This window comes from Lentilactobacillus sp. TOM.63 (genome assembly GCF_030361045.1).
Classification (GTDB): domain Bacteria; phylum Bacillota; class Bacilli; order Lactobacillales; family Lactobacillaceae; genus Lentilactobacillus; species Lentilactobacillus dabitei.
Genome location: NZ_JAUCAP010000032.1, coordinates 1 through 23,107, shown reverse-complemented (window position 1 = coordinate 23,107; position 23,107 = coordinate 1). Strand labels below are relative to the sequence as shown.

Below are 23,107 nucleotides of genomic sequence, written 5' to 3'. Positions count from 1 at the left end.
TTTTGGTTTTATACGCGTTGTTCATCGTTATCTCCCGATATGCGGACTGCCAGTGTTACCAGCTCAAAAATGATCAGTGCGGTTAAGGCACTCTTCCCACAACTCAACATTATTCCAACTGGTGGCGTTAACTTAGACAACTTGGACAAATGGTTCACAGCCGGACCGTTTGTGTCGGTGCTGGCGGTAATTTAGTTTGCCCTGGTGAAACGGGTGACTATGATCAGGTAACCGAAAATGCCAAGGAATATATTCAAAAATTAAAGGAAATTCGTTCGAAATAACATTGAACAAATTTATTAAGCCCTAAAAAGCCCATTTTAAGTTGTTAATCAGCTTGAACTGGGCTTTTTGTTGACTATTTAATTGCTAACTTAAGCGTTAATCTAATGATTCATACTGCTGCTCATTGTGAATCGGGAATTCGGTTGGTTGGGGTTTATTTAATAAGTCTTCCGACAACGCCACCCGATAGATTGTCTGATTCCCATAAGGCTGCATGTAATACGTCGTGTTTTGGGTATCCATGTAACCACGATACTGTGTATAGTCTTCACTCCCATCCTGCTTCAATTTAACTCCTTTGGGGATCTCAACGGAATTAAGAATATGGCTCAACTCGTTAACCGTTTGGTCAGTTGAAACTTGATCCGAGTATTCTCTCATGAAGACTGTTCGAATAAACCTGGAAACGGAGGTATAATCTCCCGGCATGCCAAGCGCCCCGCTCCCCGGACCAAATGAAGTGATGGTGTAGCCATTATACGAACGGGCTGGATGGGGCGACGGCTTCAATTCAGTGTAATTGCTAAGGTTCTTCATGTGCCAGTCAAAGTCTGGGCTGTTCGTCATGACACCCACTGGATTTTTAATATACTTCACACCGTCTTTTTGGACTTCCAATACATAGCATTCCCCAGAACGATCAGAAATAATCCAGTGAAGCGGCGTGGTCTTTCCCAATGCTTTGATCGGAGCGTCGACAATGTTAATGTCTTTGAGTTGGTTGGCTAAATCGCCACAATCAACCGCGTTGCCCAATATCCAATTCAACACTTCATGAGGCGCCAGATTAACTTGGTCGGTTAACTGATCGGCATACACCGCTTCGCCACTAAAGTAGAGTGCCGCAGCGCTTAACCCTTTCTCATTAACGCCGTCTACTAAGACGTAATTGCCCATATTTCGGCCGGCACCAACAAATCCATACCGGGTATCGTATCCAGCACCGCCAGCATCACTTGGAAAATGTTGTTTGCGGGGAATCACAACTGGCCGACCATTTAATTCAAATGCAAAATCCATTGTTCGAGCTAAAAAGTTATCACCAGTTTCAGATAAGAACGTGACACTTGTGCACAATTCGAACCACTCCTTTTTATGATAATCAATTTAGCTTAATTATAATAAACTCTCGGTTAAATGCATCCCTAAATTTGAGAAATATTGCTCTAAACCCATCATTTAATTTGTTGATACAACCCAGGTCTCCTTTAGTTCTTAGCGACCGTTATTGTGTACTCAAATTATAACCATCCTTTCGTCTGCAATTCACACCGCATGCTTGTTACATCTTTTCCAAAGCTTCCCAAAGTCCTGTTAAATACGTGATTCCAAGGGCTCGATCATACAATCCGTATCCTGGGCGGCCATCTTCATTCCAGATGTTTCTGCCATGGTCAGGGCGAATGTAGCCATCGTAATTCGTATCGTGCAAAGCTTTCATGATCTCAAACATATCAAGTGAGCCTTCAGACGATGGATGAGCTGATTCGTGAAAATCACCCTGCTTGTTAACAAACTTGATATTACGAACGTGCATGAACGGTACCCGGTCTTTAGGGACGAACTCGCGAATAATTGCTGGCAAATCATTGGCTGGATTTTCACCTAGGCTACCTGTACAAATGGTGAAGCCGTTGTAGCGAGATTCATGCAGTTCTTCAATCCGCCGCATATCCGCGACGTTCTTATAAATTCGCGGCAAACCAAATAATGGCTTCGGCGGATCATCCGGGTGCATCGCCATTCGAACATCATACTTCTCACAGGTTGGCATAATGGCATCCAAGAAGTATTTGCAGTTAGCGACTAATTTCTCTTCGTCAACATCCTTATAAGCTGCAAACAGATCCTTGAGTGCAGCCAATCGTTCCGGCTCCCAGCCAGGTAGTGAAAAGCCTCGCGACCCCATCTTCATTTGAGCCATTAACGCTTCCGGATCATGAGGCAGCTTTGACTGTTCATACATCATGGCATTCGAGCCATCAGCTAATTGGTGATGTAAATCTGTCCTGAGCCAGTCAAACACGGGCATAAAGTTATAGCAGATCACTTTGATGCCGGCCTTCGATAAATTCTTGATGGTTTGGATGTAGTTAGCGATGTATTGATCCCGACTAGGCAAACCAATCTTGATATCATCATGAATGTTCACGGATTCAATCACTTCAAGCTTGAGGCCTGCATCTGTGACTTTCCTCTTCAACGCATCAATTTCAGCTTGCGGCCAAACCGCTCCCACCGGCACATCAAACAATGCACCGACGACTTGTTTTGTTCCTGGAATTTGGCGGATTTGGGATAAGGAGATATCGTCATCCTTTGACCCAAACCAGCGAAAGCCCATCTTAAGTTGCGACATGTTTTTCCTCCTAAAATTGATTAATTAAGTTTAGTATGACAGTTACCATTGATTATCACAAACTCCTTTTTGAATCGGAATTTCAATATATCAAATTGACTCAATTTACCACCGCCTAAGACCGCCGTCAGTATTGGTTTGAGAATCCTAAATTTTTCGCCATGAAAGCGTCCTGGGTGGAACTATCAATCAATAGATGTGAATAGCGAATTTTATAATGTTAATGGAGCAAAGTATTTATAAATGCAACTCAAGCTCACCATTTTACATCGCTAAGACTTGCGAGAAACGACTGATTTTAGAATTTTTAAGCAAAAGCGGCAGTGCATTCTGATTTTGGAATACACTGCCGCTTTCACTTAAGTTCTGGAATCAAATCGCCTATTGACCCAGTCTCTGCTCTGTTTGTTTAGCTAATGCTTCACTAATTTTATTCATCTCGTTTAATATGCGCACTCGGCTGACTCGCCAACATCTTGGAAAAGACATCAGTTAAAGTTTCGCTTTGATCCTCGAACTTCTTATTCAAAATCAGTTGGCGGAACTGTTCAATCGAAATATGTTCCAAATCCTTAAACGGTAGTACTGGCGTGGCATTGGTCGTTTGGTTCAAGCCAGTCTTCAGCGTGATGACCAAGCCCTCTTTGCTGTCCAGCGTAACCGTATAGTATTCATAATAACTTGGGGTTTCATAATTCCCAGTTAATTCCTTGTGTTCTTGAAAATAGTTATTGATAAAATTCGCAAACTTCTCTTTTGACTGTAATGCAGCTTTCCATTCACTTTCGTTTGATGACATTCGATATTCTTCTTTCATTTGCAGCCTCATCAACATTATCTGATTCCTTTAATTGACCAAATTAACAGGCCACCGATAATCTCCATCCCCAAGGCAAACATGAAGATGGCGCCGTAACCAAATGCTTCAACGATTGCTGAGGCAACCATGGCCCCTAGCATCTGACCTAACGTGTTGGCCAAGTTAATTAAGCCAAGGTCTTTGCCGGCAGTATCTGATGAAGGCAAAACATCCATGTTCAAGGCACCATCGACAGAGTTGTACAAGCCATTACCAAAAGCAGCGATAACAGCGTATACGAACATTGCCCAGGCTTCCTTGTAGAACATTGGGAAGATGGCAGCTAACCCAAGGGCAAAGGTTGCGATAACAACCGGTCCCTTAACCCGCTTGAGTTTATCAGCTAATGGGCCACCAACTAAGGCGAAGAACACACCAATAAAGAGCATGATCATCGAGAAGATTGAAATTGATTGACCAGCTGATTTGGTATTTTGACCAATGTAATCAGTAAAGATAAACAGCTGGAAAGTGGTGACAATGGTTGAACCAACAACCATGAAGAACTTACCGCCTAAAGCCAGGTAGAAGTTGCGCGCCCCGTGGGTTGGGAAGAAGAAATACTTCTTCAAAGTATCTTTGTTAAATTTAACTTTTGGTTCGGCTAAGTTACTCTTTTCGTTAATCAAGACCACGTGAATAATTGCCAAAACAACGGTTGTTGCAGCCATGACATAAATACCGAACTTAACGTTGCCCAGGAATTGAGCTGCTAACAGTGCAAATCCTTGTTGCGCAATCGTAAAGCCAACCCCATAGAAAGTCGAGACGGTCCCCCGCCATTTCGGGGCAACCCGGTCAGAAATCTGCGGATATATCGCCGCGGCAATCGCGTTTTCGGCCGCCGCCGCAACGATCCAGACTAGGATGATCCCGACAACTGACTTCATATTGGCAATCACACACAGTGAAATCGCAATTGCAATGGTTCCAAGAACAATGTAAGGTTTTCGTTTACCAAAGCGGGTCCGAGTGACATCTGAAAATGCCCCAAACATCAAGTTGGCAACCGCACCGGTAATTGATGCGATCGTTGCCAAAATCCCAACGGCCCAAACTTTATGTACTGGGTCAATTTGCGCAAACAACTGAGGAATTAAGACGCTTCGGGTTGATCCGATTGGGCCATACCAGCACAGCGGCGCTAAGAACATCGCTGATGAAACAAGCCAAGGCAATTTCGGTCGTTCAGAATCTTTAACTTTGGCATTCGAAATTTCACCAACCGCCGTTTCAACTACCCTTGGTTTTTTGTATTTTTATCTGCCATTATTTTCACTCCTATTATAAGATCGATTATCGTATAAAGACTAATTGAAGCAAAATGACTAACTCGTATCCTTACTTTCCAACATCTCCAAGCACCGTCCTTTGGATTTGCTTAAACCACAACTGATAAAGAAGCGGCAAGACGCTTTGTGAACCGCTTACATTTATCTCCAACCATACAAGCCTTGAACTTCAGCTTTACCAAGATATCAAATAAAATAGATTGCAGTCATACCGATTATTAGTAAAACGGGCTGTTCATCAAAATTCTTTTACTTGCATGTCAACAACTTCAATATAGCTTTATATGAAAGCGTTGTCAATGACTTTTTCCTGTTTTTTACTAAAATATGTGTTTGGGGCAATTCCCTCTCCATTTCCAAATATATAACGTTTCTCCTCAAGATTGCAAAGTTGATAGTGCCAATTGATTCAATAAAATGGCTTATTCCAAACCAGGACAATTGGTTGTTAAAGTAAAAACAGTCTATTTCGCTCGTTTTTTAGTAAAACTTTGAAATTTGAGACTAAAAAATCCTGCAATTCCATTCCGGTAATCACAGGATCTAAACGTTATTCTAAGTAACATTTTCTAAGTATCGCTTGCTGTTCAGGAGTGACATGCAGGCCATTTTCAATGTATGCTTCGACTGAACCAAATTCGTGATTAATTTCATCAAAAGCAGACTCTAAGTAAGTTGGATCCACCCCACCATCGATCTTGGCGTGGCGGATTTCCCCGGCTGAAGCGCCGTTTTCACGTAAAATGGCAAGCCGCTTTTGATTATGGGCTCGTAGGAAATCGTTAGACGCAACATAATCCTTTAAGATCGTCTTGCCGTCAACACCGAGGACATAAAGAATCAATGCTGCCCCCAGCCCCGTTCGATCTTTACCAGATGCACAATGCCACAAAATGGACTTACCAACTGGTTTATCAAGTAACGTCATAAACAAGTGGTGATAAGCTTTTCGGGCTTGATCGTTGGCGATATAGCTTCGGTAATGCTTTCGATTATTTTTAACAGAAATTTGATAGTGAAAACTGCGGTCAGTATCCACCGGATCATTGACATACCTAACGCCAGGTATTGGTTTATCCGGCATCTGTTGAATTTCTTCGGGCCGACGCAAATCAAAATCAACCCCTACATGATACTGCTGTGTCAGAACAGCGACGTCACTGCGGGTGAGATGATTTAATCGAGCTGATCGTAATAAAAGATGACTTTTGACCATCATCCCTGATTTCGTTCGGTAACCACCCAGATCACGCACATTAAAAGCCCCTTGAAGTTTAATTTCATGCGCCTGAATTGATTTAACGGGGCTTAAAACTGTTGGCCTAGCCTCCGCAGCAATTGACTGCATGGTTGGAATGCCCTGCTCTTGAACAGGCGAAGTTGAATATTCTGTTCTATTTTCCTTCAATTCACTCACTCCCTAAAAAAGATCTCACATCTATTGTTTTAACACTTTTATTATAGTGAGTGAATGTATTTGCTTGGCGTTGGAAGCGTAAAGGTTTGGTAAATGTCGTTTAACAGCGATAGGGCTTTCAGATCAAGCGGGTTGATAAGACCATATCCATCCAGTTATACATATTCACATTTTGTGTCTCATTCTCAGCAATACCAGCAACGCGGCAATCGCAACCATGGAGATACCAATCACAATCAACCACGCTGAACTAATTGTTGCCATTGGGAGCTTCACGTTCATGCCATAAAAGCCTGTGATGATCGTCGGCACCGCCATCGTCAGTGACCAAATCGTCAAAAATTTCATTGTGTCATTTAAGTTATTATTGGCGATGCTATTGAACGTATGATCAATTCGGTCGACCACTTGGGTTTCAATTTCAACCATTCGTTGGACCTGTTCGGCTTCAATTGTGACATCTTCGAATAAATCTCGTTTTTCTTGATCGGCACCCTTGCCGAAATGAGTACTTGGCATTCGTTTCAGTAAGCTCAGATTAAGCTGAACTGCACTCGTTAGAAAGGTCAACGTCTGTTGCAAATGTGATAAAGCAATCAAATCGGCATTCTTTGTTTTTCGGTTCAACATTTTATCCAGCTGGTTCCGCTTTTTCGTCACCGAACGGGCAATTGGAATATAGCTGTCAATTAGTAAGAATAACGATTCCAGAATAAATGAATCTCTAGTTGTCACCTCCGGATTTTCGAAAGCCGAATGGAACGCATCGTTGACCTTTGTCATATGGCTTTGATTAAAAGTGAACAGGATTCCTTTATGGATCAAAATCCCAAATGGCTGGGTAATGTAGCGAATATCTTCCTTATTTAAGGCATATGGTGCCAGCATAATAAATAATTGGTCGTTTTCGTTGACATCATATACATAATTAGTACTTTCATCCCGGTCGGTTACGTAGTCAATAATATCCTCATCAATTCCATAATCTTTTTGTAATTGAATTTCTTCATCGGGTGTGAGCTTGATTGTCTCAATCCATTTGGTGCCATCAATGATCTTTTCAGGTTTAATCATTTGATAATCCCCTTATTTTCAATTAACCCTATTTTACCTTAAAAGAAAAGAAGCCGCAGGAGAAGTATTCAACCCTTCTTAATAAACAATTTGTCTGTATAATCTGTCAATATCCACTCCTCGCTTGATAGTTGTTCGCTAAATGGCAATATTTTGACTTATTCGATGCAAATCATTGCTATTTTAGAGGATGGCTGTTAAAGTATAGATAATGTATTTATACTTCGAAACAAGGTACACCGTTCTATTAAGAATGATTCCTATTTTCAAGTTTCAAATGCAAATATAACGGCGCAAAGCGCATGGAGGTTTCATTCTTATGGAACAAGGTACAGTTAAATGGTTTAATGGCGACAAAGGTTACGGATTTATCACTTTGGAAGACGGCAAGGACGTATTTGTTCACTTCTCAGCTATCAATGCTGACGGTTACAAGACCCTTGAAGAAGGCCAACATGTTACCCTTGACGTTGAAGACAGCGACCGTGGCCCACAAGCTGCTAACGTTTCTGTTGTAAACGACTAATTAAATTTAGTAAATAAAAAGTCTCCTGTGAGGGGCTTTTTATTTTGCCTAATTTTCAGGCATAAAAAACGGGTTGCGCCCCATTTGAGGTGCAACCCGTTTTTTGTGGTTATCAAATTTGTTTACATTTTGGTAACTGATACATATTTCTGATTTGCACTGACGTAGTCGCCGTTAGTTAACTGGAACCTAGTGGTCTTGCCCTTTACGACAATTCGCTTGATCTTAAGCGATGTGCCCTTCTTTAGTCGCTTACCTTGTTTAGAAGTTAACCGGCTGTTCTTATACTTAAAGATGCCCTTAGCACTCTTGACAGTTACTTTATAGCCAGTCAATTTCCCGGTGTAATATGTCTTATTAACTTTAACGCCCTTTACAGCATTTCGTTTTGCCGTGACATATTGACCGTTTGTCAAAAGATACCTGGTCTTCTTACCAGAACGTACAATTCGAGCAACATGCAAAATCGTACCAGCCTTTACATGACGTCCCTTCTTAGCCTTTTTGAATGTCTTACCTGAATATTCACGTAAGCCTTTCGAATTAGCCACGTAGAGAACCGAATCCTTGTATAGATCGTCATTGTACTTAGCACTGACCGTTGTAAAGCCGATGAAGTCCTTCAATCCAGTTACGTGAGAGCCATCCGTCAGAACTAATTGTGTTTTGTTACCGACTTTTTCAACTCGTACCACATGCAGAACGGTACCAACTGGAACGTAACCGATTCGCTTACCGCTTGCCGTGTAACGATACAACCCCTTTTGAGTGATCGTTGACTTTCCAGAAAGTGTTGTCCAGTACTTATTAGTAGCTTTAGCAGCGGCTGAAGTACTTGACGTGTTAGTAGAAGCACTAGTTGCTGACGTTATTGATGACGAAGTGGTTGAAGAATCGGTGTTGGTCGATGTTCCAGAACCACCGGCAATGCCACCACTTATTGAACCACCGCCGTTTGTAGATGTCGTCGCAGCATCACTGATTACTTTTGCAGCACTTGTAGCAGCACTCGCAGCCGTACTATTAACGGCGGCACTGGCAGCACTCGCAGCTGAAGTAGCAGCTGAGGCAGCCGCACTCACTACCGCAGCACTGGCACTTGCAGCGGCACTGGCTTGAGCACTGGCAATTGCCGCACTAGCTGAGGCACTCGCTTGAGCAGAAGCACTCGCTGAAGTGGCGGCTGATGTTGCAGCACTCGTAGCAGCACTCGCTACTGCAGTACTTGCAGACTTAGCTGCTGAAGCGGCAGCACTTGCAGCGGCACTACCCTTTTGAGCTGCTTGACTAGCAGCATCGCTAATAGCAGCACTCGCTGATGCTGAAGCAGCAGAAGCAGCGGCACTTGCTGCAACGCTGGCAGAAGCAGCGGCACTAGCAGCAGAGGCAGCAGCACTAGCGGCAGCAGAGGCAGCGGCACTAGCCTGTGCCGAAGCGTCCTTACCGGCGGCAGCGGCACTCGCTGCAGCACTGGCAGAAGCGGCGGCAACAGCAGATGTGGCAGCAGAAGTAGCATTCGCAGCACTTTGAGCGGCACTGGCAGCAGCACTAACTGCCTTAGCTGCACTGGCGGTTGCATCAGAAATTGTGGCACTCGCTGCAGCACTCGCTGATTTGGCAGCGGAAGCAGCAGCATTGGCGGCAGCAGAGGCAGCAGCACTCGCTTGCGCTGAAGCATCTTGACCCGCAGCACTCGCACTGGCTGCGGCTTCACTGGCAGCAGCGGAAGCAGCAGCACTCGCTGAAGTGGCAGCTGATGTTGCAGCACTTGCTACCGCGGCACTTGCTGAAGCAGCAGCCGATGCGGCAGCGCTAGCAGAATTAGCTGCAGAAGCCGCGCTGGCTGCGGCACTCGCACTAGCAGCCGCACTCTTAGCAACACTTTGAGCCTCACTCGCTGCACTTGAAGCAGCAGCACTAATTTGATCAGCAACAGAGGTAGCCGCACTCGCAGCTGTAGAGGCACTCGCAGCTGCACTAGCTGCACTCGCAGCAGAAGCACTCGCACTTTGAGCCGCTTCACTAGCTGCACTGGTTCCCACTTGACTGGCCGCACTAGCTGCGCTCTTCGCTGCACTAGCTGCACTCGCAGCAGCTTCACTGGCAGCAGCAGCCGCACTCGCAGCCGCATTATCAGAAGCTGCGGCAGCAGCAGAAGCCGCACTCGCAGCAGAGGCAGCCACACTGGCAGCACTTGTAGCGGTTTCACTAGCCGACTTGGCGTTAGCAGCAGCGGAGTTAACAGCAGCCGATGCGCTCGCAGACGTTGTCGCATCAGAGATTGCCGCACTGGTATAAGCATCCCCGGCAGCACTAGCAGCCACAGATGCACTCGTAGCAGCACTAGCAGCCGATTTAGCATTATCCAAAGCTGCACTAGCTGATTTGGCGGCACTGGCAGCTGCAACACTAGCAGCCGATGTTCCTGCAACAACTGCAGCACTGGCAGCAGCGGAAGCAGCTGCACTGGCATTATCAGCAGCAACGCTAGCACTTGTCGCCGCACTATTGGCAGCACTGGCAGCCGCACTGGCGGCAATCGAAGCTGATTTGGCATCGCTAACAGTAGCAGCCATTTTGCCGGCAGAAGCAGCACTCACGGCTGTGGCTTCATTTGCTGCAGCGACACTAGCGGCATTGCTTGCAGCCACACTTGCACTTGACGCCGCATTTGCACCACTAGTGACTGTTGAAATTGCGGCACTCGTGGCAGCGGATGCTAAGTCGCTTGCAGTCTTAATAGCTGCTGAAGCACTGGCAGCCGCACTCGTTATTGCATTTTGAGCAGAAACGGCTGCTCTATTTGCAGCACTGGCAGCCGCAGATACGGCATCGCTAACAGCAGCTGATGCACTTTGACCTGCCGAACTAGCTGAAGCTGCGGCAGAAGTGGCAGCCGATTTAACGGCCGCACTGGCTGAACTAGTAGCAGCAGCAACTGCATCAGAAGCAGCTTTAGCAGCACTAGCAACCGCACTCTGAGCCGAACTTCCGGCAGTATCAGCAGCTGATTGAATGGCAGCACTGGCTGAGGTAGCCGCTGAAGTAATGGCATCACTAGCAGCCTTTTGAGCAGCTGAAGTAGCGGCAACAATAGCCGCACTAGCTTGTTCAGAAGCATTCTTCCCAGCTGCACTAGCAGAAGCAATTGCCTCTGAAGCGGCAGTACTGGCAGATGCAGCGGCAGAAGTTTGATTTGCTGCACTCTGGTTAAGCGCGGCAATTAATGAATCAGTGGCCGCACTCGCAAATTCGGAAGCTGAAGCTGCACTGGCAGAAGCAATCTTGGCAGCACTCGCAGCGGCACTGGCGGCTGCACTAGCGGAACTAAGATTTGCCGAAGCAGCCGAGGTATTCCCCGCCGCACTCGCAGCACTTTGAGCAACCACAAGCTCACTGGCTGCCCGATTAGCTGCACTAGCTGCTGTGCTGGCAGCAGCTGAAGCAATGGCCGCCGCACTCGTTGCAGCACTCCTAGCTGAGGTTGCCGAGCTGAAGTTGCCAGTCTTAGCAGCCGAAGCCGCATTAGCAGCAGCCTGACTGGCGCTTTGATAAGCAGCCGATGCGGAAGCCGCCTGATCACTGGCAATCGTGGCCACGCTCTGGGCATCGCTAGCAGCTGACACAGCATCTGATTCAGCTTTAGTTTTAGCTTGAGCACTGGCTGCAGTCGAAGCCGATACGGCATTGGTATAAGCTTCACTGGCAGCAGCCGCACTGGCAACCGCGTTAGAAGCGGCGACACTTGCGGATTGATAAGCACTGGCTGCACTAATAGCAGCACTGGCAGCCGAGTTAGCTTGATCTTGGGCGTCCGCATACGAAGCATCACTGGTCGAGATTATATTAGCAAGATCAGCCGCACTGGCAGCGGCAGCTGAAGCAGCATTGGCAGCAGTTGAAGCAGCCAAAGCAGCACTAGTAGCATTACTCCCAGCAGCACTGGCAGCCGCACTGGCTACGGCTGCTGAAGTTAAATCACCGTTTTTAACAGCTGTGGTAATTGAATCACTCGCAGCACTGGCGGCAACAGAAGCACTTTGAGCAGCACTCGCAGCATTACTTGCATTAATCGCTTGCGCATCAGCATTTGCTGCAGCCGAAGTAATCGCTTGCGTATTTGTCTGGGAAACCAGTGCTTTTACAGCATCATTTAAGTTAGTGGTTGCCGTCAAAATATCTGAAGCACTCACTTTGCTTAAATCGGTTTGAGCACTTGCAGACAACGCTTCAGCGGCAGCTAATGCGGTTTTGACGGCATTATAACTGATCGTCGTGTACTTGGTCGAATCGATCGCACTCGCAGCACTAATTGCCTGATCCAACCCCGACGTACTTTTAGTAGCTTCGGTTAATGCCTTATTCAACGCAGCTGCAGCCGAATCGGCGCTACTCTGGGTCACAGCAGCCGAAGTTGTCATTTGATTTTCAGCTGCTTGCGCGGAAGTCAAAATGCTTTGGGCATCCGAAAGCGATGATACCAAGGCATCCCATTCAGCTGAAGTTGCCTGAGTAGAACCTGAGCCAGCAACAACTGCGGCACTGGCAGCTGAAACGGCAGCGCTCAAGGCACTGGTATCAGTTGGGACGTAGAAATGCCCAGTAACAGTATTGTCAAGACCACTTACTGTCGTTCCGCTCGGTTGAATATCATTGGTACCAGTTGAAATTCCAGTTTGAACCCGGGTCGTTGCATCAACGTATCGGCCGGCTTTCAAAGCAGGAATCGAAATTGACCACTTGCCATCAGCACCTGCTTGAATGGTTGACTGATATGCTCGAGAACCATCCGAATTGTAAATTGAAACTTGAACAGTATAAACATTGAGATCCCCTGAAGCCAGTAAACTAGTTTTAGTATTGCTAATAGCATCACTAAAACTAGTACCACTTGGCGTGATCGTCGTAATCGTTCCATCAAGCGTTTGCGACCCTTGACTCATTGAATTGAAATCAACGTTGACATAAGGGGTTTGACCTTCTTGCAGGCCATTTGACAAATACCCCAGCGTGCCATACGTAACCGTACCAGATGCACTAACCCGCTGAACTTGAGCGGTAATGATGTCCCCGGCATTCAAGGTGGTTCCAGAAATGATGTTACCATTCTTGTTACCAAATGACGCTGAGAAAGTGCCATCCGAGTTAACCGTCGTGGTCACCGCTTGACCAGTAGTCTTATCAGTCACAACCACTTGGATAGCGTCACCACTATTATTAGAAGCAGCCGCGGCAGAAAAGGCAGCTGAATCCAGTTTACCGCTAACAGTGTTGGTGCCTTCAGCAATCACTCGAGTTAAACTAGCGCTAGTAACAGCCGGAACGGCACTTTGAATGGCCGCGGACAAGGTTGCTAAGCCACCAGTAGCTTCAGAACTCCAATCAGTCCCGGTCTGGGAACTGCCGGAAGTGGCGCCATACGTGTTAGCAAAGGTGGTGGCATCACTAAGCGTCTTCCCTTGAGTTGTTGCAAATCCGGTGGCTCCGGCAGTAACTGTAATCGTGTTGGCAGCCGTTACATCAGCTGAACTAGCATCACTCGCAAGGGTTACCCGTTGCAAATAAGTACCAGTATCAGCGGACCATGTCTTTAAATTCAGAGTAAAGACATAACCGGCAGCCGTGGTTCCACTACCGAGCACCTTGCTGTTAACGGTGAAGACAGTTTGGCCCCCGCTATTGACAGAAGTTGTAATTTGGAAAGCACCAGTGTTAATGGCATTCGCTAAGGTAGTCGTCTTCGTGGTATCCAAAACGGCCACAGTACTTCCCGTGAAATTGATACCACCCGAGGTAACTTCTTTCATACCTGTACCAACAGCGGCATTACCAGCCCCTGATTCATAGTAAGAAACGGTGACATACTTTTGCCAATCGCTACTATTAAAGAACGTCGTCAAAGCAGTTGGCAAAGTAAATGTTGTTGTATAACCGTTTCCTAGTGAAAGCAGGTTAGAGATTGAGGAAGCATCTCCAAACGTAATCGTCCCGGCACTCGCATTAATCGTATTAGTTGCCTGGCTTTCCAAACTATCATCTTTGAGATCGTTATTCGTCCCATAGACATAGAAGTAAACACCAGTTCCCAAACTAATCGACCCGCCACCTGTCTTAGACAAATTGGCAGTATAAAAGTTCACGGTATTATACGCGATTTGCAGGGCATCTGCATCAGTCGTTCCAGTGTTCAAGGTTGCAATTGCTGTTTGAATGGCATTCTTTAAATTCGTAACCGAATCTGAAGAAACGCCAGACATCGCTTTGGAATCCGACGCGGTTGACTGCGCAGCGGATAAGGCCGCCTTTAATTGATCCTTATAAGCAGCCGCAGATGCTTCAGTTGGCACCGTTGCCCAGATGGCACTGGTCAGCTTAGCCGTATCGCTGGCCAGCGTTGACGCATTGGAATCGTTGTAACGTGCGTATTCTGCGTTAGCTAAAGCACTTGAAAGGACATTATAAGAAGTCGTAGTCACGCCACTACTGCCGGCGCCGCTAATGCCAGCTGCGGTGCTGATGAACTCATCCAAGCTATCAATGGTAACTTGGAAAGTCGTCTTCAAATCACTAATGGCGGTATTAATCGCCGCAGAGGCCGAAGCTAATTCGTCGGGTGTACTTGCGCTATTCTTCAATACTGCTTGAGCAGACGTAATGGCTTCACTTAAGGCACTGGTTGTTGAATCATCAAATGCAGACCCTGAACCGGCATTGAGTAAGGTTGCTCCACCAGAAATAGCATCACTCAACCCGCTGGTGTAGGTATCCTTACCATTACCAAATAATGCCTGATAAGCAGTGTTCAATGAGGCCGTTGCATTGCTAATTTGATCAGCAGTTGCCGCAGCGTTATTCAAAACGGATGTAGCGTAAACATAAGCGCTTGAAAAATCATCCCAGGTACTTGAAGCGTAATTGGTTGAAGCATTGGTTGTTTGATAGGTCGACTTAGCGGTGTTAATTGCCGTCGATAAATCGGTTAAGCTGGTTGCCTTAACCAATCCACTAACCGCTGCCACCGCTGCCGATAAATCACTCATTGCGGTCTTAGCCGTATCCGCAGCCGTCGAGTCAGTCACTGCGCTGGCGGCACTTAAGGCGGACTTTAATGTGGTAATTGAAGCTGATGTATACGAACCAGCACTCGCAATCGCTGCACTTGCAGAAGCGGCTAACGAACTGTAATCGCTCGTAACGGCCTTGGTCGTTGATTGATCCAGCGTTGTGATGGTATCTTGCAACGCTTTATAGATCGCAGCGGCTCGATCACCAGTAGCAGCAGAGTTTGCAGCCGTACTTGTCGCAGCAGAAAGAGCTGCTGTGTATGCCTTCCAAGCTTCAGAAGTATAGCCAGCCGAAGTCGAAGTTGGAAATGCCGCATTAGCTGACGTAACCGCGCTGCTCAAAACTGCAGTCGTAATTTGCTTACCATCACTGGTAGCCGTTGGAATCAAACTTTTAACTGCACTATTAATTAGTTTAGTTGCGGCATTAAGGGCCGTTAAGCTTGAACTAGCTGTTAGCTGATTCAAATCACTGATGGTATCGCTCATTTCCGCATAGGACTGGCCAGTGTAATTACTTGCCGTTGATGGCACACTCGTTAATGCCTCCGAGTATGCTTGATAAGCAGCTGATTTTGTCGTTGCTTCACTTAATGCAGCCGTGGCTGCAAAGACATAAGCAGCAGCACTTGGCACCACTTTGGCCGCAGAGTCCGCATAAGTTTGGGCAAGAATTGCTTGCGCACTAGCAAGGGTGGCAGCCGTCACAGAAGCAGCATCACTATTTAAAGCTGAAGCGAAGCTGCTAGCAGCACTAGCGGCAGCGTTGGTTAATCTAGCTGAACTGGCTGCCGAAAGGGCCTGATCGGATGCCAGGGTTGAAGCGGCCTTAGCTGCTGACAAGCCAGCACTCGCCTTGCCAACATCACCTGTTGGTACCGCTGCAGAAGCTGAAACTGCCCCCTCGCTGGCACTAGTAATCGCATTTGTTGCCGTCGATAAGGCTGCGCTGGCAGCAGCTGCCGCGGATGCAGCAATGCTACCAGCTGCGGCAGCTTTTGCATCGGTCGCACTTCCTGAAACCGCTGCTGATAAAATATCGGTTCCCGATTCACTAGCTGCCTTAATCGACGTAGAACCAGCGGTTAAAGCGGTCGCTTTGGCTGTAGTTTTCATTTTAGCCGCAGAAGCTGGAGATGCCGTTGTGCTGGAAGAACTTTCTGCAGTAGTTTCGGTTGAAGCTGACTTAGTAGTTGTAGATTGTGTCGATGCCTCACTACTCGATGCACCGCTGGTTTCATTAGTCGTCTGAGATTGGGTACTTTGAGAAGTTGAACTAGCCGATGTAGCGGTTGAATTAGCCGCTGAGCTAGTAGTTCCAGACGTCGCACTCGAACTTGTCGCGGTCACCTTTTGATCAGCAGAAGTGCTAGTCGTTGTGGCAGCAGTTTGCTTGGCAGAGCTGGTAGTCGTTACATTTGAGGCGCTTGACTGAGCGTCACTGGTCGATACATCACTTGGTTGGCTAGTTGCCTGATCCGATTGAGTTGTCTGCGAGCTAGTGGTTTTATCACTACTTGAGGTCGTGGCTGTACCTGTTGAATCACTAGTAGTGGAACTGGCCGTCGCATCAGTAGTCGAATTGCCAAGTGAGATTGCTTCATTTGAGGAACTATCAGTTGATGGTTCAATCACAGAAGCCTGATTACCAGTCGATCCCCCTGTACTTATTGATTGATTGGTCGAAGATTCAACATTCTCAGTCGCAGCAGTAGTCGCACTGGCAGAAGTTGGCGTTGAATCCGCAAAGGTTCCTCCCAGTGAAAATGTGACAACAGTGATCGCGGCAAATAACCACCGTTTACCACTTTTGTACATCTTGTAATGCTGCTTTTGACTGATAATACTGTCTTTAACCATTTTATTGTGTTTTGACAATATACCTTACCTCCCAAAAACAAGCTATTCTATCCTCCAAATCAAAATACTAGAATATTTGTTTTGCACTCCCCCTTTATACAATTGACAAGTATATTATTTAGTGTGGAATTATTAACGGCATGCTTTTAACCAAATATATTAAAAAGTCAAGCGGTTGCAGCCTAACAATTTTAATATCATTAGATACAAATTATATGTGGTCAAAAACACTTGTTTCTAGTTGATTATTAACTCAATAACAACTACACTACATAAGTAAGCACCTTGTGATACTGATATATCGGGGTTCGTGTTATAATTGTGTAATATTTTAATGTTAAAACCGTTATACAATAAATGCCGTTAACAACTTCATCACCGGGAAGTTTACCACAAAATCACATAATGGGTTCACATTTTTATCTTTAAATTGCTTATTTTTTGAAAGTGTATTTTTATTAATTAAAATGAATAAAAATAACTGGAGGCCTTGCTATGTTATATTTTGTTAATTTTAACATGCCAGTAAACAAATCCGGAATTGAACACGCCCAGCTCAAGCGAATTGCCCTGTTCAAAGCCCATCAAGTGCCAGCAAAAATTGTCACCCGCGATTATGATCCGCAGCTTCACTATAATCTCAAATACACAGATTTGACTGATGACGATATTTTAAACGAATTCGATTATTTCCAAGACGCCACTCACGTCCCCGTCAAAGAAGTCAGCCCCGACGATATCAAAATCCCTGCAAACATCCGAGATAACCTCGTAAAAAAATGGGTTGCTGATCAAAATTACTATGAATATTATCACAACCAAGCGATCTTCATGCGAATTGCGGTCTTTCCAAATACCCAACAAGTCGCAGCGGTCCACTACTTTGATACCCTGCAAAACTTATACCGGGTTGATTATTATGATCGGCGCGGCTTTGTGTCAAAGGAGCAATATTATACCCCAGATAACAAAGTCAACATGGAACAGTTACTGCGCCCAGACGGCTCGGTGGCAGTCCAACAATTTTACCGGTTTGACCGTTCAATGAAGCGATCAACCTCTCAATTCCGAGTCGTAGACTATAATGGTAAGGACTACGAATTCAATACCATTTCCGAACTATTGCGTTTTTGCCTGGATGAGCTTGCCCGACAAGATCCTCAAGTCAGCATTTTTGTATCCGACCGTTCACTGGTTGACGACTGGTCAATCATGCATATGCAAGAAAAGGCCTACAAGGTGTTGCATCTTCATAACTCTCAAACCAACGATGCCAACGATCCCATGCATTCCGGGCTTAACTACAACTATGAGCTTGGTTTAAATAACCTCGACAAGTGGAATGCTATCATTACCGCAACTAAAAAGCAGGCTGATAACGTGGCCGCGAGGTTTAAGCCACACATTCCAATCTTTGTCATTCCAGTTGGCGTGGTGCCAACTGAAGTCCTAACTGAAAAGCGCATCCCAATGAGTCAACGCACTGCTGGCAAAGTCATCGCAGTTGCTAGAATTTCTAACGAAAAACGGCTTGATGACCTGGTTCGGGCTGTTGGACAAGCTCGGGAATCGGTACCAAACATCACTTTAGATATTTACGGCTACGAAAATAGTGAAAACGATTATGCCGAACCCAAGAAGGTCCGCAAAATCATCAAGGACCTTGGGTTAACCGACGTGGTTAAGCTCAAAGGCTATACGAATAACCTGCTGCCGGTTTACCAAAATGCCCAAGTTTTCGGCCTCACTAGTCGAATGGAAGGCTTCAACTTGTCATTGCTAGAAGCAATTTCTCATGGTGTGGTTGGCGAAACCTACGACGTTAATTACGGTCCAAATAGTATTGTCAAAGATGGTATTAACGGCCACATCGTCACTTTGGGGAATTGGCATCAAATGGCAAATAACTTTGTCAAATTATTTAAGAATCCTGATTTATTGCAAAAATTGAGTGACGGGGCCTATCAGTCCGCAGAAGAATATTCCCCTGATAATATTTGGGCGACCTGGATCAACCTGATTCAAGACGCCAATCAAAAAATCGCAACTGTTACAAATCAATAAGAAGGTGCAAATATGAATTATCTATTAACCGCTAGTTTAGGCGAAGACAATATTGAAATTAATAATAATATCAAACAGCAACTCCGAGTTTTTAAAACTTATGGCAAACCAGTTAAAATTGTGACCCGCGATTACGACCGCTTTCAGTCGCAACGCTGTGAGCAGTTGGGAATTGACGAAGCCGATGTGATTAATTTGTTCGACTATTTTCAAGGAACGGTTAAAGCTGCCCACCAAAAGCCAACCATCCACGACTTACCACAAATTTCCAAGCGAGCTTATGAAATTCAGCCCCACGGTCCAAACTACCAGGAGCTACGGGACGGCGGTCGACTTATCGCCCACGTTCAAATCATGCCAACCACCGTTGGTCAAGTGAATTACATTCAATACTTCGATGAGTTCGGCAATATTTCGGTAACCCAAAATTACGATTGGCGGGGCTTTAAATCTTCGGAAGATTATCTCCACCCGGACGGCAACTTTGCTTATACCTTTTGGTTCAACCAAGTTGGCCAACGTGTCTTACAGCTAGCCCATATGTATAATGCCGATAAACAAGTCGTGCCAACCAGCTACCATCTGGAGAACTACCAACATAACGATTATTTATTTGGTAACCTCGATGAACTATTCAGTTTCTTCTTGGATGAACTCATCAAAAATGACGACCAGGCAACCCTGGTCGTCAACAATCCAGAAGATTTGGCGGCCTCGGTTCAGCATTTGGCCGGCCATCCTCGCGTCTTTTTGCGTTATCAGCATCTCTTCGATCCCCAGCGAGTCATTGCAGATTCAAGCAATTCCCAGGTCACAGATACAATCGTTAATACCAGCAGCCAGGCGGCTCACTTGCGAGAACAGTCCGATCAAGGAATGCCAGCAGTGATTGCTGACATGAGTCTCTCAGATGCGGAGCTTCACGCCGAATACACCCCCATTGCCAAGCGCAAGCACAATGATGTCGTTGCTTTCACCGATTTTACCGATGAGTTGTCGTTTGCCAATATTTTGAAAGCTTGGCACCAGGTTAGAACTGTCATTCCAGATGCCAAATTAACCCTGTGCAGCAAACCCGATTCTCGAGTGGACTTGGTTGGTGTGTTCAAGAAGATTAACGCTGAACAATTCCAGAAGATTGTCAACGTTGTGATTGATCAAAATGGCATTGATCAGGCAGTGTCGACATCCAAACTCATCTTGTATTTATCGAAATTTGCAGCAACACCCACCACGCTGCTGTATAACTTCAAGGACCGGATTCCAGTTAGGGCAACTTTAAGCAGTGAATTGGCCCCAATCATTTCTGATCTAGGGATCGGCAAAACCATTCCCAGTAACGCAGAGGGAATTGCCAAGTCCGTGGTTGGACTGTTGCAAAATGAACCCGAGCAACAAGCTGCCGTTCAAGCAATTGAAACCGTTCGAACTCAATTAACCATCGACCATTATTGGCAGACTTGGCAAAAGGTTTTGGAAGAACGCCAGGTTTCGGAGGCCCAATAAGCTCTCTTTTATGCTTGTAAAATAAACCAGTACCGGCGCCAGCCTCTTATAAGGGAAGCTGGCGCCGATATTGGTTTAATCGCAATTGATTGCCAAGTGCAACCGTTTGCTTTAATTCCACGACTAATGATGTCAATTCTGACAATTAAGAGGGGGCTAACCGTTTAGCTATCAAAACAGCGTTGTAATTACCGCTCCAGCGACAATCATCAAAAGCCCTAACAAACGTATAGCTCAACTCGCGGCGGCTCTTAGTTTCATGCATCCAGACCATCCCCAGCAACGTTGAAATGACCACTGAAACTTGAGAAACCACAAATGCCGTATTAACGCCATTGGCTTTGACCGACAGAATATAGGTGACGGCCGCAAACGAGAAAACCAAGCCACCAATAATGTTCAACCAGCTGGTCTTTTCTTTGAAAACAATCCCCTGCTTAGTGACCGCTAGATAAACTAAGACGGCAATCACCATGCCAATGGATTCTGGTAAAAAGATTGCCAATCCTGAATCACTTAGCCCGCGGGGAATTGAATTATAAACCCAATAACCAGCAGAAGTCAGAACCAGCATCACAATGGTATTGATTCGTTGATGATTGGCTTCTTCTTGACTTTTATGATCTGTAATCGAAGTCAGCCAGATCCCAATGATTAACATTAAGACGCCTAACGCCCCAAACGCCTTTTCGATACCGGTTGACCATTCACCAAAAATGAACACACCAATCAAGGAAGTCCCTACCAACTGCAGGCCAGTGGAAATCGGCATGGTTTGCGAAACGCCAATCTTTTGATATCCATGATACTGTCCTAATTGGCCGACAATCCAAAAGGCGCCGGCAAACGCAGCCAACAAGAAACTTTGGACCGTTATTTGTGGTTTCAAAACAATAAAGACACCCACACTAGCAATCAGCGTCCCCAAAGCCGTCCCCAAAATTTCATTAGCTGGCTTGCCACCTAACTTCGCAACCACTGGCGGCAAAAGCCCCCAACCCAGTGCTGGTAATAACAATAACAGTGTGTTCAAACGATCAACCTCCATATTCCTTAGAATAATAATCAAGAACTATATCATATAATTACAAAGTTAAAATGTAAACGGATTCTGGAAAACTTTTCCAATTCTCTAATCATTTTTTGAAATTATTTTTCTAAACAAAAAGAGCCAGTCCATTGGGGCACACCTTGCATAGTGTTCCAATGATTTGGCTCAGGTTTGAGGTGAATCGCTAAGTTCACCTTAAGTTCGTTGGCTAACCGGTCGCAATAGAATTTCATTAATTGCAACTTTTTCAGGTTGATCGATTGCATAAGCAACCGCGTGGGCGACATCTTCGGCCGCCAGCCCAGTCGTTTCTTCCCGCTTTTTAATCTGTTCACGGGTGGTGTCGTCAGAAATTGTTCGATATAATTCTGTCGTAACGGCTCCTGGCGAAATCATCGTGGTTCTAATGTGATTATCAACCTGTTCTTGTCTAAGTCCATCCATAATGGCCTGGATAGCGTATTTAGTACCAGCGTAGACGGCGGTTCCTGGATGAACCACATGCCCGGCAACTGAATCGGTCGTGATAATGTGGCCATGTTTTTGCTTGATCATAACCGGTAGCACGGCGGCAATCCCATACAAGACGCCCTTAATGTTCACGTCAATCATTTGTTCCCACTCATCAACTTTTAAATCAGCTAATGGAGAAACTGGCATTAGGCCAGCATTATTGTATAAAACATCAACTTTACCAAATTTGGATACTGCTAAATCAACCAACGCTTTGACATCGGCTCGATTGGTTACGTCGGTTGCTTGGTAGCTGACCTGATCATCATCAAATTCGTTGGCGATTTCTGCCAGTCGATCCGTTCGCCGGGCCCCAATCACAACGTGGGCACCGGCCTTTGCCAATACTTCCGCCGTTGCCTTACCGATACCGCTAGAGGCACCGGTAATCACGACAACTTTATCTTTGATTGTCAATATTCTCACTCCTTACAATTGTTGTTAACTGAAATTGGCTTAAAAAGCTCCCGTTAAATTTTTCGGAATTTTTGAGATATACCTTGCCAAACTCATCAATCAGACCATGAAACTCCTGGGCATCTTGGTAAGTAAAGCTGGCCGGCAATGCCACCTGCTGCTTTAATTGTCGGTAGTTAGTGGTTGGATCCCCCAAGCAACTAAAAAGCGTGCGGGCATACTTGTCAGCAATGAAGGTCGGCTGGTCAAAAACGTAAACGATTAAGGAATCTGCCGTTTCTTCACCAATGCCGGGCAACGCTAACAGCGTTTGGCGTAAGTGAGACCCTGTCTGGGCGCTCAATTTGTCAAAATCACAGTCTGCCTGATTGAACCACTTCAAAACCGCCAGCAAACTCTTACTTTTATTCTTATAGAAACCGCTTGGCCGAATCAATTCTTCCAGCTCAGGTTGACTTAACTGCAGAATTTTCTCAACGTTGAGATCCGTTTTGGCTCTGAGATTATCAAGCGCCAAGTCAACGTTATTCCAGTTGGTATTTTGAACCAAAATGGCGCCAATCACAATTTCCATCTTGCTATCGGCCGGCCACCAGTGCTGGGGTCCCATTTCTTTAAGCATGTAATGATAGAGTGGCATCGGATCAATCACGAACGTAGTCACCTCCCGTCGATACTTTCATTATAATCCAAATAAGATTGCGAAAAAAAGTGGGTTGCTCCCAAAATTTAAAGCGATTAATCAGGTTCTACAATATCTGTTGTTGGTAATAGATTTTATCTATTACTGATGACAGATTTTTTGTTTCTCGTTAGAATA

At 45.6% G+C, this 23,107-nt stretch carries 12 protein-coding genes and 2 pseudogenes; 4 read left to right on the top strand and 10 right to left on the bottom strand.

Features of this window, described 5'->3' with window-relative positions; genetic code table 11:
* Positions 1–69: 69 nt before the first annotated feature.
* Positions 70–284: pseudogene (locus QUF07_RS14125) on the top strand (bifunctional 2-keto-4-hydroxyglutarate aldolase/2-keto-3-deoxy-6-phosphogluconate aldolase); the annotation flags it as partial.
* A gap of 97 nt (positions 285–381) precedes the next feature.
* Here QUF07_RS14125 and QUF07_RS07720 read toward each other — a convergent pair.
* The 6 genes from QUF07_RS07720 to QUF07_RS07695 all read right to left on the bottom strand — a co-directional run bounded on the left by QUF07_RS07720 (position 382) and on the right by QUF07_RS07695 (position 7,286).
* On the bottom strand, positions 382–1,362 hold the full coding sequence (locus tag QUF07_RS07720) for a choloylglycine hydrolase family protein (RefSeq protein ID WP_289427132.1): 981 nt from the start codon (positions 1,360–1,362) through the stop codon (positions 382–384).
* Positions 1,363–1,567: 205 nt separating this feature from the next.
* Positions 1,568–2,644, bottom strand: coding sequence for a mannonate dehydratase (gene uxuA / locus QUF07_RS07715; protein ID WP_289427131.1), 1,077 nt, complete (start codon positions 2,642–2,644; stop codon positions 1,568–1,570).
* A 430-nt stretch (positions 2,645–3,074) separates the two neighbouring features.
* Entirely contained in the window at positions 3,075–3,443 is a 369-nt protein-coding gene (locus tag QUF07_RS07710; protein ID WP_217164781.1) for a hypothetical protein, read from the bottom strand.
* A 35-nt stretch (positions 3,444–3,478) separates the two neighbouring features.
* Positions 3,479–4,657: an MFS transporter gene (locus tag QUF07_RS07705; RefSeq protein WP_502878995.1), complete on the bottom strand. Its 1,179-nt coding sequence runs from the start codon at positions 4,655–4,657 to the stop codon at positions 3,479–3,481.
* Positions 4,658–5,345: 688 nt separating this feature from the next.
* Positions 5,346–6,212 carry a tyrosine-protein phosphatase gene (locus tag QUF07_RS07700; RefSeq protein WP_502878994.1) on the bottom strand — a complete coding sequence of 289 codons (867 nt, stop codon included), beginning with the start codon at positions 6,210–6,212 and terminating at the stop codon, positions 5,346–5,348.
* A 165-nt stretch (positions 6,213–6,377) separates the two neighbouring features.
* Complete coding sequence (locus tag QUF07_RS07695) at positions 6,378–7,286, bottom strand: magnesium transporter CorA family protein (RefSeq protein ID WP_217164755.1); 909 nt, start codon at positions 7,284–7,286, stop codon at positions 6,378–6,380.
* A gap of 319 nt (positions 7,287–7,605) precedes the next feature.
* On the opposite strand from QUF07_RS07695, the gene QUF07_RS07690 reads away from it, so the two are divergent.
* Positions 7,606–7,812, top strand: a complete 207-nt coding sequence (locus QUF07_RS07690; protein ID WP_008856094.1) for a cold-shock protein — start codon at positions 7,606–7,608, stop codon at positions 7,810–7,812.
* A gap of 122 nt (positions 7,813–7,934) precedes the next feature.
* Here the strand turns inward: QUF07_RS07690 and QUF07_RS07685 are convergent, their stop codons facing one another.
* Positions 7,935–16,754 (bottom strand): DUF5776 domain-containing protein, encoded by an 8,820-nt coding sequence (locus QUF07_RS07685; protein ID WP_289427128.1) that lies wholly within the window; start codon positions 16,752–16,754, stop codon positions 7,935–7,937.
* A 477-nt stretch (positions 16,755–17,231) separates the two neighbouring features.
* Here QUF07_RS07685 and QUF07_RS07680 point away from each other — a divergent pair, with 477 nt between their 5' ends.
* Positions 17,232–18,800 carry a glycosyltransferase gene (locus QUF07_RS07680; RefSeq protein ID WP_217164233.1) on the top strand — a complete coding sequence of 523 codons (1,569 nt, stop codon included), beginning with the start codon at positions 17,232–17,234 and terminating at the stop codon, positions 18,798–18,800.
* A 12-nt stretch (positions 18,801–18,812) separates the two neighbouring features.
* Complete coding sequence (gene asp1 / locus QUF07_RS07675) at positions 18,813–20,306, top strand: accessory Sec system glycosyltransferase Asp1 (protein ID WP_217341734.1); 1,494 nt, start codon at positions 18,813–18,815, stop codon at positions 20,304–20,306.
* 171 nt (positions 20,307–20,477) lie between these two features.
* Here the strand turns inward: asp1 and QUF07_RS07670 are convergent.
* The 3 genes and pseudogenes from QUF07_RS07670 to QUF07_RS07660 all read right to left on the bottom strand — a co-directional run bounded on the left by QUF07_RS07670 (position 20,478) and on the right by QUF07_RS07660 (position 22,939).
* Positions 20,478–21,339, bottom strand: a pseudogene (locus tag QUF07_RS07670) (GRP family sugar transporter).
* A 213-nt stretch (positions 21,340–21,552) separates the two neighbouring features.
* Positions 21,553–22,287 carry an SDR family oxidoreductase gene (locus QUF07_RS07665; protein WP_217341733.1) on the bottom strand — a complete coding sequence of 245 codons (735 nt, stop codon included), beginning with the start codon at positions 22,285–22,287 and terminating at the stop codon, positions 21,553–21,555.
* A complete protein-coding gene (locus tag QUF07_RS07660) occupies positions 22,271–22,939 on the bottom strand; it encodes an endonuclease III domain-containing protein (RefSeq protein WP_289427127.1) in 669 nt (222 codons plus the stop codon). The genes QUF07_RS07665 and QUF07_RS07660 overlap by 17 nt, the downstream gene beginning before the upstream one ends.
* Positions 22,940–23,107 lie beyond the last annotated feature (168 nt).